This is a genomic window from Halorarum sp. SLYT50 (assembly GCF_059821265.1).
On the sequence record NZ_CM187555.1, the window covers coordinates 2,533,522 to 2,545,613 of the forward strand.

Genomic DNA, 12,092 nt, shown 5'->3' on the forward strand with positions numbered 1-12,092 from the left:
GCGTAAAGCGTTCGGGTGCCCGGACCGCTCGCCGGGAGCGTCCGTTTCGTCCGCGCACCACCCTGATTTTTGTCACCCGCACGCGACCGACCCACCGATGCGCGTCGCGTTCGTCTCGATGTACACGACGGACCACCGGGACACCCCGGCGCTCCGGCGCGCCGAACGGGTCGCCACCGGGCTGGCGGCGCGCGGCCACGACGTCGTCTGGCTCTGCGCGCGGTGGTGGGAGGGGGAACTCGACCGGTTCGACCGCGGCGGGGTCGAGTACCGGGCCGTGACGGCGGAGCCGGCGGCCGGGTCGTTCCGGTCGTGGTTCCCGTTCGCGCTCAGGAAGGTCGCCCCGGCGGTGGTTCAGGCGGTCTGCGTGCCGCCGACGCACGCCGCGACCGCGAAGACCGCCGGGCGCCTCCTCCGGGCACCGGTGTTCGTCGACTGGTGGCGGGCGGACCCGGACCGCGGAACCCCCTACCAGTACCGGAAGGCGGCGACGCGAGCCGACGGCGTCGTCGTCCCGTCCGAGACGGTGAAGACCGACGTGCGCGAGCGTGGCCCGGACGCGGCAGACGTCCACGTCCTCCCGGAGAGCGTCGACTTCGACCTGGTTCTGACGGCCGAGGCGGACGCGAGCGTCGACGTGGTGTACGCCCGGGACCTCGACGCGGACGCGAACGTCGAGACGTTCCTGCTCGCGCTGGCGGAACTCCGGGGGCGCGACTGGACGGCGGCCGTCGTCGGCGACGGTCCCGCCCGCGCGGACGCCGAGCGGACGGCGCGCGACCTCCGCATCGAGGACCGGGTGACGTTCCTCGGCGACCTGCCGCCCGCCGAGTTCGTCCCCCTGCTGAAGGGCGCGCACGTGTTCGCCCAGACGGCGACGGACGAACCGTTCGCCACGGGGCTGCTGTGGGCGCTCGCGTGCGGGTGCGTCGGCATCGTCGAGTACCAGGCCGGGTCGAGCGCGCACGAACTCGTCGAGGGACTCGACCGTGGCCGCCTCGTCACCAGCCCGGGCGAACTCGCGGAGGAGATCGCCGCCTGCGGCGGTCTGGAGCGCCGGACGACCGACGACCGCTTCGCCGACTACGACCACGACCAGGTCCTCGCCGAGTACGAGCGACTCTACCGCGACGCCGTGGACGCGTACGGCCTGTTCTGACGACCTCCGCGCGGATTCGGCGGGGAACGCCCCCGTTTTCGCTCCCTGCACGTCCGGGGGCGACTGCTCCCGGGCGACGCGGTCCCGTCGCCGATATCCGGTGGCACGGCGTTCCCGACGGACTCGCGCAGCCGACCGGTCGGACGAGCGTTCCGCCGGGAGTCGTGGGTACGACGTTCGTCGCTAATTTCTGAGCGTGAATTCGTGCAGAAAGCATTTACCCGAGCCCGGTCACGTTCAATCCGGTCGGTTCCGGATATGACACACACCCGAATCGACCCGGCTGGTCCCCGTTATCGGGCCTTTGACGCGGTGGGCGCCTCTCTGCCGAGTGTCGACCCGCTCTCGGTCCGGTCCTCTTCGCGTGGGTACCCCCACCGACCGCTCCGGTCGACAACCGTCGAGACGCCGTGTGGCCGTCCCCCGGCGGGTCAGCCGCCGTCCGTCGTCCAGAACTCGCTCGCCGTCGCCGCGCCGCGCTCTACCAACTCGTCCAGGAACGACCGACGCCGGTCGAGTTTCGAGTGGTGGTCCAGGTCACCCCCGAGTTCGATCTCTCGCAACTCGATGCGCTTGTACCGCTCGTCGTCGACGACGCCCTCGTCGATGAGGTCGTTGACCGACCGAATCATGTGTTTCTCCTGCTCGAGCGAGAGGTTCCCGGCGAGTTCGTTGCGCCGGTCCGCTATCCCGCCGAGCGACCGGGGCGTCCCGGCCGTCGCACTCGGATTGATGCGAATCACCCATATCTCGTCGGGCTTCTGGTCCGGCGGGACCTCGCTCGTGAAGTGGCGAATCGGCGGGTTCTGCGAGAACAGTCCGTCCCAGTAGCGGGTCCCTCCCACGTCGACGGCGCGAAAGAGGGTCGGAACGGCCGCCGACGCAAGCAGGGCGGCAGTCCCGTACTCGCCGTCGGCGAACACCTCGAACGACCCGGACTCGACGTCGACGGCGCCCACGAACAGGTGTGGTGGCGCCCGCGGCGCGTCGTCGTCGAACCGGACGAACCGGTCGAGCGCCGTCCGAAGCCGTTCGCGCGCGGCCGCCGCCGCCGAGGTGCGGTACGGACTCACGCCGAACGACCCGACCTCGTTCGTCGCCCGTCCCGCCCACAGCGTCCAGTCGTTGACGAACCGGTCCCACGGGGCGTCCGCCGCGACGGCGTTCCAGAACCCGCGGAGGTTGTCGACCGCGGCCGTCTCGTCGCCCCGGCGCAGGCCGTCCCACGCGAGCGCCGCACACATCGCCCCGCCGGAGGAACCGCTCAGCGCGACGACGTCGTACTCGTCCGGACGGCTCCGGACGATTTCGGCGAGCGCACCCGCGGTGAACGCCGTGTGGCTCCCGCCGCCCTGACAGGCGACCGCGACCGTCGTCGCGTCGGCGTCGGTCATCGTCGTCGACGGCGTGCCCCGCGGAGGTGAGTGTTCCCGTCCGTCGGGCAACACGTCGGTTCCCCGTGTCGAACTCGACAGCTCGGTCGAACGAACGCGACAGGAAACGTCGGCTGGCGACAAGCGACGCGCAAGCGACGCGGCCCCACGCGCGTCGCGGCGAACGGGGCGCGCAGGAACGACGACGCGTCGGGACGCGCCGGTCGGCGTGCGGCGACCGGCGCGCTACTCCTCTTCGGGCGGTTCGTAGTCGCCGCCGTACTTGGTGAAGAAGAACGCGAGCCCGAGCGTCGCACACATCGCGATGAACGACGCGACGCCGAGGCTCTTCGCGGCGTCGGGCACTTCCGGCGGGCCGGACGGCGCCGGCGTCGCCGTCGGGGTCGACTCGACCACCTCGATGGTGCCGACCATCCCCTGTGACTGGTGGGGCTGGCAGTAGTACTCGTAGACGCCGAGCGTCTCGAACGTGGACGAGAACGTGAACCCCGTGTTCTCGATGGTCTCGTGTCCGGACCAGCCCGCACCCTCGGGCTGGCTGTCGGGGACCACGTTGTGGTTGTCCGACGCCCACTCGAACGTCACCGTGGTTCCGGGCGTGATGTACAGCGGTTCGTCCGTGCCGGGTGAGTAGACGTAGTCGCCGTTCGGCCCGACGGTGACCGTCGCGCTCCCGCCGCCGCCACCGCCGCCGGAGCCGCCCGTTCCGGTCGCGTTTCCGGTGCCGGTCGCGTTCCGGTCCCCGTTCCGCCACCGGTGCCGGTCGCGTTTCCGGTGCCGGTTCCGGTCGGAGTACCGGTGGCCGTCCCGGTGCCCTCCTGGGCGGCCGCCGCGCCCGCGCCCGCACCCAGCGCCGTCGCGCCGGCAGCGCCGCGGAGGAACGTCCGACGGCTCATGCCATCGCTCATGGCTCGCGGTTGGCGACGCCCCAAGGTGAATCCGTCGATTGGACGCGGCCCGCCGCTCTCGATTCTCGGCCGCGGCGACGGGTGCTCGAACGACGCGTCAGGGCGGGTATCCGGGTGCGGCGGGACCGCCCGCCCCGTCCGCCTCCGGTCGTCGCCGGCCGTCATCGACCGTCCCCGGTCCGCCGACTCCCCCGGTCTACAGCGTGTAGTCGTGTTCGCCGGTCTCGGTGTCGAGGAACGCGGTCAGCAGGTCGATGGTCGCCGCGATGTCGTCGCCGTTCGCCGTCTCGGTGACCGTGTGGAGGTAGCGCGTCGGAACGGAGATGGCGCCGACGGGCTTGGCGCCGTGCGTGTTCTGGAACCCCGCCGTGTCGGTGCCGCCCGACGGGAGCACCTCGAACTGGTGGTCGATGCCCTCCTCCTCGGCGACCGTGCGCATCCGGCGGTGGACCTTCGGGTTGGTGATGACCGAGGAGTCCTTGAGTTTGATGGCGGTCCCCTCCCCGAGGCGGGTCACCTGCCTGTCCTCGTCGACGTCGGGCACGTCGCTCGCGATGGTCACGTCGAGCGCGACGGCGAGGTCCGGGTCGATGTCGACCCCGAGCGCCTCCGCGCCGCGCAGCCCGACCTCCTCCTGGGTCGTCGCGCAGAAGTGGACGGTCGCCTCGGGGTCCTCGAGGCGGCGGGCGGCCTCCAGCATGGCGAACAGGCAGACCCGGTCGTCGAGCGCCTTCCCGGTGACCGAGTCGCCCATCTCCACCGTCGACTGACTCATCGTCACGAGGTCGCCGACCGACACCCGCTCCGCGACCGTCGCGGCGTCGGTCGTCCCGAGGTCGACGACGGTGTCCTCGACGCTGTCGTCCTTCTCCCTGTCCTCCTCGTCGAGGGTGTGGGGCGGGACGGAGCCGATGACGCCCGTCAGGTCGCCGTCGTCGGTGTGGACGGTGACGCGCTGTGCGCGCAGCACGCGCGGGTCCCACCCGCCGAGGGCGTCGACCCGTAGGAACCCGTCCTCGTCGACGTGTTTCACCATGAACCCGATCTCGTCCATGTGCGCCGCGACCGCGACGGCGTAGTCGGACTGCCCCTCCACGGTGCCGACGACGTTGCCCATCGCGTCGGCGTACACCTCGTCGGTCGCCGCCTCCAGTTCCCGACGAGCCACCGCGCGAACCTCGTCCTCGTACCCCGGTACCCCGCTCGCCTCGGTGAGTTCCCGCAGTAGCTCGAAGTCGAAGTTGAACGCCATGCTCGACCTACCGGGCCGCGGCTGTTAATCCCCACCGTCCCGGCCGCTCCCGCCGATAGGTGCGCGACCCAGCGAGCGAGAACTCCGCCGGCGTTTTCGGCCGTTCCGGAACGCTTTTGCGACCGACGGCCGGGTGGACTGACATGGCCGACGACGACGTCGAAGCCGAACTCCGCGCGCAACTCACCGAGGCGTTCGAGAACGCGGACTACCCCGTCTCGAACCAGATGGACCTCGTCCCCGCGCTCCCGAACGGGCCGGGCACGCGCTTCGAGGCCGGCGATACCTCCTTCACCGCGATGGAGATGGCGGCGAAACTCGGCTCGCACCAGGAGTTCCCGTACGACGACGTCGACAGCCTCGTCGACGACATCATGACGGGGTTGAAGGCGGAAGGGATGCTCTGAGAGGCCCTCCCTCGGCGCGAAGCGCCGCGCCTCGGTCGCCCTTTTCACGTCCGCCAGGGGGTCGAACCTCCCGAGCGTCCCGGAGGCCACCTCGTCGGGCGTTGCTCCGCCCGAGAGCCGTCGCTCGGTCACTCCCCGCGTCGTTCCGCGCCGTGTTCGGCACACAGTACCTCGCCCGCCTCGGAGTCGAGATAGAACGGGTCGCCGGCGCGAACCGGGTCGCCACACACCGCACAGCCGCCGTCGTGGCGGAGCGCGTACTTCCCGACGTCGGTGCCGACGGCCAGCCGTCCGGCCTCGCGGGCGGGTCGCGTCAGTCCCTCTCCGATGGCGGTCAGGTCGTCGGTGTCGGCGGCTTCGAACCGGATGATGGGCACGCCGGAGCGTGGGCCGCCACCCGCTTAGCAGGTGGGGTGGCGAGGGGTTCAAGGCCACCCGACGCCAACCCCTGCCGTGTTCGAGGAGTGGTTCGCCGCCCTCCCGGGGTGGCTCGTCGTCGGGGTCGCGCTGGGGGCGGTCGCCTCGTTCGGCGTGGCCGTGGTCTTCCTCGCGGCGAACCGGTGGTTCCCGGACCCGCCGACCGAGAGCGGCGCGCGGGTCGACGGCACCGTCCGCCGGCAGGCCGAGATACGCGACTACCTCCGGCGCATCGACGAGCGCTACGCCGAGGAGTACGACCTCGACGGCGTCCGGGTCGCGTTCTACCTGCCCGAGCGACACGTCGCCATCACGTTCGACGCGCGGGCGTACTTCCGGCTGAAGAACGCGGCCGACGGCCCGTTCGTCGTCCTCTGTGAACACGAGATGCCCGGCCACCAGCTCGGTCGACGGCTCCCGTTCGACGTGCCGGACGTCCACCTCGGTCCCGACCGGAGGCCGGACCCGACGGTCGCCGCGTTCGAGGCGCTCGGACTCCCGCCGGGCGCCGACGAGGAGGACGTGGAGCGGGCCTACCGCGAGCGGGTGAAGCGGGTCCACCCCGACCAGGGGGGGAGCCGCGAGGAGTTCACCCGCGTCCGCGAGGCGTACGCGACCGCCCTGAACTCCGCCGAGGAGGGACGAGCGTAGCACGCAGAGGGAGCGCTCCCCCGCTCTCGCTCTCGCTCTCCCGTGTTCCCGTCTTTTCCGTCTCCGCCTCCTACCGCTTCGGTCGCCACACGAATAGCACGACGAGCGCCACGCCGACCAGGAGCGCGAGCGCTCCGACCGCGACAACCGAACCAGGGTGCCCGCTCGTTCTCGACCCGAACCGTGACCTCGCTCGCGGGGAAGCGGTTCACCGTGACCAGCACCTCGGCGCTCAGCCCCCTCGTCGCGGGGTCCCGGGCGAGGTACGCCGAGCGGTCGGTCCCGGCGGCCGCGAGCGCGTCGACGGAGTCCACCTCGGTCGCGGCCCTCTCGTCGACGGTGACCGACAGCCGCTCGTGGTCAGAGAACACCCGTTCGGAGGCGGAGACGACGACGACGCCGCCACGACCGTCCGGGCGGTCGACGGTCATCACGACGGCGTCCTGCGACCCCTGCGTCACGTCGACCGTGAGGCGCGGGGCGTACGCGACGGTGTCGGACACGAACGTCTCCCCGCGTTCGGTCAGGTACACCTCGGCGGCGACGACCCCGTCGGCGACGAGCCGTTCGCCCGCCCGGTCGGCGCCGGTCCTGTTCCCGTCGGGGTAGACACGGGACACGAGCAGGTCGCCGCGCGCCAGCCGCGCGGTGACGCCGCCGTCGTCGTTGACGACGACCCGCCCGTCGCCCACGACGAGGAACGCGCCGGTCCAGCCGTCGCCGGCGACGACGACCGACTCGCCCTCCGCCGCGGCGGACGCGCCGGCCGGCAGCGTCGCGCCGACGTACTGGGCCGCGCGGTCGGCCGCGACCACGAGGACGCCGTGGCGGTTGTCGTGCGCCTCCAGTACCGCGCCGCTGGCCGTCTCGACGGTCAGCCGCGTCGGCAGCCGCTGGCGGACGGTGGTGTCGCTCCCCCGGAAGTCGACCACGCTCTCGAGCGGTCCGTCGGAGCGGTTCGCGTCGACCGCTTCACGCGACTGCACTCGGAGGGAGTCGACCGCGGGCACACCCTCCACGGCGTACCCGGTCAGCGCGCGCGGTCCCACGTCGACGGAGAGGTGCGCGCCGGCGAACGACTGCGTCGCCTGCGCCGCCGCGGCTCCGCCGCCTCCCGCCGCCGCCGCGAGCGCTCCACCGGCGTCGGCCACCGTCGCGAGCGCGAGCAACACTACCACGGGAGCGACGAACCCGCGTTTCATACACGCTAGAACGTCGTCGCGGAGCGTCTCCGTAGCGACGCGATTGTGCCGGACTCGACGCCGGCGGCCGGTTCGTCCAGTCCTGCCGGCGGTGCGCGGTCCAGTCGACGCCCCGTCCCGTCTCGGTACGTCGAGACGTGTCGCGCCGTCGTCACCGCGAGATGCCGCCGCCCCGCTCGGCGACGACGCGCTCTACCTCCTCGGGCGTCACGACCGCGAGGTCGCCGGCGGTCGTCCGCTTGAGCGCCGCGGTCGCCGCGCCCCACGCCAGCGCGTCGGGCACGTCGCCGCCGCGACACCGCCGGGCGAGAAAGCCTCCGACGAAGGCGTCGCCGGTCCCGATGGGGTCGAGCGTATCCGCCTCGTACGCCGGCTGGTCGTACGCGTCGTCGCCGTGGAGCGCGAGCGCGCCGTGCTCGCCTCGGGTGATGACGACCGTCTCGAAACCGAAGTCGGCCGCCAGCCCACGGGCGACCGCTTCGGGGTCGTCGTCGCGCCCGAGCACCGTCGCCGCGTCCCGCCGGGCGGCGACGAGGACGTCCACGTCGGGGAACAGCCGTTCGTAGGCGGCGGCGGCGGCGTCGGGTCCCCAGAGCTTCGACCGGTAGTTCAGGTCGAACGTGGTCGTCGCGCCCGCGTCGCTCGCCCGGTCGAGGAGCGCGGCGGTCGTCTCCGCGGCGGCGTCCGACAGCGCGGGCGTGATGCCGCTGGTGTAGACGTACTCGGCCTCGGAGAGGGCGTCCGTCGGGAGTTCTTCGATGCCGACCGTCGTGATGGCGGCGTCCGCCCGGTCGTATATCACCTGCGTCCCGCGGGGGTCACCGCCGGGTTCGAGGTAGTACGTGCCGACGCGGGCGTCGTCCGTCCACGCGACTCGCGGGTCGACGCCGTGCGAGCGGAGTCCCCGGACGACGCGCCTGCCGAGTGGCGTTCGAGCGAGTTTCGAGAGCCAGACGGAGTCGAGTCCCAGCGAACCGGCCGCGACGGCGACGTTGCTCTCTGCGCCGCCGAGGCGGACGTCGAACTCGTCGGCCGTCTCCAGCCGCGTCCCTTCGGGCGGCGAGAACCGGAGCATCGTCTCTCCGAACGTGACGAGGTCTGTCATGTCCCGCCGTGCGGCGGCGGAGCACAAGTAAGCCGCGAAAGCTCCTTCCCCCTTCTTCGCTTCCGTCTTCCTTCGCCGCGCCTCACTCTTCGCGTCGGCCGGCGTGACCCGGGTAGTCGCGCTCGAACCGGTCGGCGATCTCCTCGCGGCCGAATTCGACCACCACCGGCCGCCCGTGCGGACAGGCGTACGGGTTCTCACAGCCGTCGAGCGCGTCGAGCAGGTCGGTCACCGACCCCTCGGTCAGTGCCGTGTTCCCGGTGATGGAGGGGTAACACGCCAGGTCGGCGAGGAGCGCGTCGACCACCTCCGCGACCGGGCGGTCGTCGGCCGCCACGTCGTCCGCGAGCGCCGCCAGCACGTCCCGGAGCAGGTCGGGGTCGAGCGTCGCGTCGAACACCGCCGGCACCGCCGTCACGGAGACGGTCCGTTCGCCCGCCCGCTCGGCCCGGAAGCCGGCGTCCGCGAGCGCCTCGCGGAACGAGTCGAACAGCGCCGCTTCCCGCGCCGTGAGTTCGATGTCGACCGGCGCGGCGAGCGTCTGGACTGGTGCGTCGCGGCCGACCGCTCCCCGGAGGCGCTCGTAGTTCACCCGCTCGTCGGCCGCGTGCTGGTCGACCAGCACCAGCCCCGCGTCAGTCTCGCAGACCACGTACGTCTCGTCGTACTGACCGAGTACGCGCATCGCCGGGAGCGACGCCCGCTCGGTCCGCTCGTCTGTCGCCCCGCCCGAGAGCGTGGACTGGGCGGGCGCGCTCCAGCGACTCGTCCCCTCGCGCTCCTCGCTCGCGTCCGACCCGTCGACCTGCCAGCCGCGGGGCGACGGCCGACCGCTCCACGCGTCGCTGTGCGCGCCACGCCGCGGCGGGTGGTCCGTCGGCCGGTCGTCGTCCTCCGCCGGGGCCGACTCGTCCGGCGTCGCCGCGCCCACCGTCTCGCTCTCTCGGCTCCGGCGTCCGCCGGGTCCGAGTCGCCTGTCCCCCCGTGTCGTCGGCTCCCGCCGCTCCGTCGCTCGTCTCGGAGCCGTCGGACGCTCCCGTGCCCGCGGCGGGCGACCCGGTCGACTCGGGGTCGGACGCCACCGACCCACTCCACGCGTCGAGGACGGAAGCGGTGGTCTCGTTCTCCGCCGTCGCGCCGTCGTTCGCGGCGTCTTCCCCGCCGGTACCCCGTCGGGCGCTCGCGGCGCGTTCGTGGTCAGTACCCGCGCCGCCGACGACTTCGGGGTCGACGTCCGTCTCCGCGGGCGCGGAGCGGCCCCGCGGGGCCGACGAGCGGACGAGTCCGTGGTCGAGCAGCGCGGTCCGGACCGACTCCCGGACCGTCCCGACGACTCCGGCGTCGTCGTCGAACCGGACCTCGGTCTTTCGGGGGTGGACGTTCACGTCGACCGCGCCGGCGGGCACGTCGACGAACAGGACCGCGAACGGGTAGCGGTCGGGCGCGAGTTGTCCGTCGTACGCCGACACGACCGCCGAACGCAGGTCGCCGTCGCGCACCCACCGGCCGTTCACGAACGTGGTGAGGTACTCCCGACCCGCGCGCGTCGTCTCGGGGTGCGAGACCAGCCCGGAGACCGACACCTCGTCCGCGTCGTCGCTCTCGACCTCCGTCCTGTCGCCCGAACCCCCGTCCGACTCGCCGTCACTGTCCGCGGTCGTGCTCGGAGTGCTCTCGACGCTCTCGACACTCCCGCTCGCGTCGGCGCTCTCCCCGGTCGCTCCGACGGTCACCATCGACTCGGCCACCTCCCGGCCGTACACCGCGAGGACGGCCGAGCGCAGGTCGCCGTCGCCGTTCGAGGCGAACACCTCCCTGCCGTCGTGTTCCAGCGAGACGGCCACGCCCGGATTGGCGAGCGCGTACGCCGAGACCACCGCGTTGACGCGGTCGAACTCGGTCGCGGGCGTCTTGAGGAACTTCCGGCGCGCCGGCGTCTCGCCGAACAGGTCGCGGACGGTGACTGTCGTCCCCGTCGGACAGCCCACCCGTCGGACCGACCCCTCCGCGCCGTGGTCGACGGTCAACTCCGCGCCCGTCTCCGCGCCCGCGGGCCGCGAGCGGAGCGTGAGTTCGGCCACCGCGCCCACCGTGTGGAGCGCCTCCCCGCGGAAGCCGAGCGTCCCGACGCCCGCGTCGAGGTCGGCCATCCCGTCGAGTTTGCTCGTCGCGTGTCTCGCCACCGCTCGGGGCAGTTGGTCCGGGGTCATCCCGTGGCCGTCGTCGCGCACCCGTACCCCGTCGATGCCGCCGCGTTCGACGGCGACGGCCACGCGGGAGGCGTCGGCGTCGAACGCGTTCTCTACCAGTTCCTTCACCACGCTCGCGGGCCGTTCGACCACCTCGCCCGCGGCGATTTCGCGGACGGTCCGGTCGTCCAGCGAGCGGATGTCGCGGCGCCCGTCGGTCATCTGTGCGTACGCACGGCGGCCGGTCGTATCAATGTATCAATCCCGCGTCCCGCGGGAGCCGGGACCGCTGCCGGGGAATCGTGGACGAACTTTCGTCGGAATCACCCGAAGGCGGCAGGATTTTCAACCGTCGAGTCCGGACTCGGTGCACGTAGCGTGCCACACCCGTTCTCCGGAGACCGCACGACGAGAGCCGACCGTGTACCGTTCGCCCGGTCCGGGAGGGACCACTGATGTTCGGCACGGGGGTCCCGCCGCTCGGGTTGGTGTTGCTCGTCCTGCTCGGGTTCACCATCGCCACGACGGTCAACACGTTCGCCATGGAGGCGGCCGTGCTGTTCACGCCCGCGTTCCTGTTCGTGTTCCCCCGGGTGGTCCCCGGGTTCCCCGCCGTCGGGGTGAACGCCGCAATCGGCCTGGCGCTGTTCGTGGAACTGTTCGGGTACTCCTCCAGCGTCGCCGCCTACTGGTTCCGCCACCAGATCGACTTCCACGTCGCGAAGCAGGTGCTCGCCGTCACCGTCCCGGTCGCCGTCGTCGCCCGCGCGGGGTCGTACTACGTCCCCTCGAACGTCCTGATGCTGGCGTTCGGGGGTCTGCTCGTGGCGCTCTCGCTCGTACTCTACGAGTCGCACGAACACGGACCCTCGCTCGTCGAGACGCTCGGCGAGAAGCCCGTGCTCGGACTGGTCGACGCGCTCCCCGACGAGTACGAACCGCGGACGCGCCTCCTCGCGGACGGTGGCGAGCCTGGCGCCGGGACCCGCGAGTTCGACCTCGAACCGCTCGACACCGCGCTCGCGGGCGTCGGCGGTCTGCTCGCCGGTCTCGTCGGTATCGCGGTCGGCGAACTCACGCAGACGATGCTCACCGTGCGCAAGCAGGTCTCCATCCGCGTCTCGACCGGGACCAGCGCGTTCGTCCTCCACCTCACCATCGTCGCGGCGCTGGTGGCGAACCTCGCGCTGCTCCGGTTCGCGCCGGCCGTCGCGGGCGAGGGGTTCACCGTCCCGTTCGGGGTCGGAATCTTCGTCGCCGTGGGCTGCCTGTTCGGCGGGCAGATGGGCGCGTTCCTCAACAGCCGGCTCTCCGAAGGGGCGGTGATGAAGATGCTGATGAGCGCGTACCTCCTCGTCGGACTGTTCGTCGTCGCGCGGACGCTCCTGTTCGGCACGGCGCACTGAGA

General features: G+C 72.2%; 11 protein-coding genes and 1 pseudogene. 4 read left to right on the forward strand and 8 right to left on the reverse strand.

Features of this window, described 5'->3' with window-relative positions; genetic code table 11:
- The first annotated feature begins 97 nt into the window (after positions 1 to 97).
- The gene (locus AC6RUA_RS13240; protein WP_499813474.1) at positions 98 to 1,159 is read left to right on the forward strand and encodes a glycosyltransferase; all 1,062 of its coding nucleotides are present in this window, start codon (positions 98 to 100) and stop codon (positions 1,157 to 1,159) included.
- A gap of 431 nt (positions 1,160 to 1,590) precedes the next feature.
- Here the strand turns inward: AC6RUA_RS13240 and AC6RUA_RS13245 are convergent, their stop codons facing one another.
- The 3 genes from AC6RUA_RS13245 to AC6RUA_RS13255 all read right to left on the reverse strand — a co-directional run bounded on the left by AC6RUA_RS13245 (position 1,591) and on the right by AC6RUA_RS13255 (position 4,713).
- Positions 1,591 to 2,553, reverse strand: coding sequence for a patatin-like phospholipase family protein (locus AC6RUA_RS13245; RefSeq protein ID WP_499813475.1), 963 nt, complete (start codon positions 2,551 to 2,553; stop codon positions 1,591 to 1,593).
- Between the two features lie 225 nt (positions 2,554 to 2,778).
- A complete protein-coding gene (locus AC6RUA_RS13250; RefSeq protein WP_499813476.1) occupies positions 2,779 to 3,138 on the reverse strand; it encodes a plastocyanin/azurin family copper-binding protein in 360 nt (119 codons plus the stop codon).
- 519 nt (positions 3,139 to 3,657) lie between these two features.
- Positions 3,658 to 4,713 carry a M42 family metallopeptidase gene (locus tag AC6RUA_RS13255; protein WP_499813477.1) on the reverse strand — a complete coding sequence of 352 codons (1,056 nt, stop codon included), beginning with the start codon at positions 4,711 to 4,713 and terminating at the stop codon, positions 3,658 to 3,660.
- Between the two features lie 143 nt (positions 4,714 to 4,856).
- On the opposite strand from AC6RUA_RS13255, the gene AC6RUA_RS13260 reads away from it, so the two are divergent.
- On the forward strand, positions 4,857 to 5,120 hold the full coding sequence (locus AC6RUA_RS13260) for an MTH865 family protein (RefSeq protein WP_499813478.1): 264 nt from the start codon (positions 4,857 to 4,859) through the stop codon (positions 5,118 to 5,120).
- A 128-nt stretch (positions 5,121 to 5,248) separates the two neighbouring features.
- Here AC6RUA_RS13260 and AC6RUA_RS13265 read toward each other — a convergent pair whose 3' ends face one another.
- Positions 5,249 to 5,497: a DUF8075 family protein gene (locus tag AC6RUA_RS13265; RefSeq protein ID WP_499813479.1), complete on the reverse strand. Its 249-nt coding sequence runs from the start codon at positions 5,495 to 5,497 to the stop codon at positions 5,249 to 5,251.
- Positions 5,498 to 5,573: 76 nt separating this feature from the next.
- Here AC6RUA_RS13265 and AC6RUA_RS13270 point away from each other — a divergent pair, with 76 nt between their 5' ends.
- Positions 5,574 to 6,188: a J domain-containing protein gene (locus tag AC6RUA_RS13270; RefSeq protein ID WP_499813480.1), complete on the forward strand. Its 615-nt coding sequence runs from the start codon at positions 5,574 to 5,576 to the stop codon at positions 6,186 to 6,188.
- Here AC6RUA_RS13270 and AC6RUA_RS13275 read toward each other — a convergent pair.
- The 4 genes and pseudogenes from AC6RUA_RS13275 to mutL form a co-directional block, all read right to left on the reverse strand.
- Positions 6,071 to 7,390, reverse strand: coding sequence for a hypothetical protein (locus AC6RUA_RS13275; protein ID WP_499813481.1), 1,320 nt, complete (start codon positions 7,388 to 7,390; stop codon positions 6,071 to 6,073). The two genes, AC6RUA_RS13270 and AC6RUA_RS13275, sit on opposite strands and share 118 nt — an antisense overlap.
- A 151-nt stretch (positions 7,391 to 7,541) precedes the next feature.
- Complete coding sequence (gene kdgK1 / locus AC6RUA_RS13280; protein ID WP_499813482.1) at positions 7,542 to 8,495, reverse strand: bifunctional 2-dehydro-3-deoxygluconokinase/2-dehydro-3-deoxygalactonokinase; 954 nt, start codon at positions 8,493 to 8,495, stop codon at positions 7,542 to 7,544.
- A gap of 82 nt (positions 8,496 to 8,577) precedes the next feature.
- A pseudogene (locus tag AC6RUA_RS13285) lies at positions 8,578 to 9,240 on the reverse strand (DNA mismatch repair MutL family protein); the annotation flags it as partial.
- Positions 9,131 to 10,906 (reverse strand): DNA mismatch repair endonuclease MutL, encoded by a 1,776-nt coding sequence (mutL, locus tag AC6RUA_RS13290; protein ID WP_499813483.1) that lies wholly within the window; start codon positions 10,904 to 10,906, stop codon positions 9,131 to 9,133. The gene mutL and the pseudogene AC6RUA_RS13285, both read right to left, overlap by 110 nt.
- 233 nt (positions 10,907 to 11,139) lie before the next feature.
- Here mutL and AC6RUA_RS13295 point away from each other — a divergent pair, with 233 nt between their 5' ends.
- A complete protein-coding gene (locus tag AC6RUA_RS13295) occupies positions 11,140 to 12,090 on the forward strand; it encodes a TSUP family transporter (protein ID WP_499813484.1) in 951 nt (316 codons plus the stop codon).
- Positions 12,091 to 12,092: the final 2 nt, after the last annotated feature.

What these genes read in the sequence shown, in the direction of transcription:
- AC6RUA_RS13240 (WP_499813474.1), top strand. Translation starts at nt 98, where the DNA reads ATGCGCGTCGCGTTCGTCTCGATGTACACGACGGACCACCGGGACACC.
- AC6RUA_RS13245 (WP_499813475.1), bottom strand. Translation starts at nt 2,553, where the DNA reads ATGACCGACGCCGACGCGACGACGGTCGCGGTCGCCTGTCAGGGCGGC.
- AC6RUA_RS13255 (WP_499813477.1), bottom strand. Translation starts at nt 4,713, where the DNA reads ATGGCGTTCAACTTCGACTTCGAGCTACTGCGGGAACTCACCGAGGCG.
- AC6RUA_RS13260 (WP_499813478.1), top strand. Translation starts at nt 4,857, where the DNA reads ATGGCCGACGACGACGTCGAAGCCGAACTCCGCGCGCAACTCACCGAG.
- AC6RUA_RS13275 (WP_499813481.1), bottom strand. Translation starts at nt 7,390, where the DNA reads ATGAAACGCGGGTTCGTCGCTCCCGTGGTAGTGTTGCTCGCGCTCGCG.
- kdgK1 (WP_499813482.1), bottom strand. Translation starts at nt 8,495, where the DNA reads ATGACAGACCTCGTCACGTTCGGAGAGACGATGCTCCGGTTCTCGCCG.
- mutL (WP_499813483.1), bottom strand. Translation starts at nt 10,906, where the DNA reads ATGACCGACGGGCGCCGCGACATCCGCTCGCTGGACGACCGGACCGTC.
- AC6RUA_RS13295 (WP_499813484.1), top strand. Translation starts at nt 11,140, where the DNA reads ATGTTCGGCACGGGGGTCCCGCCGCTCGGGTTGGTGTTGCTCGTCCTG.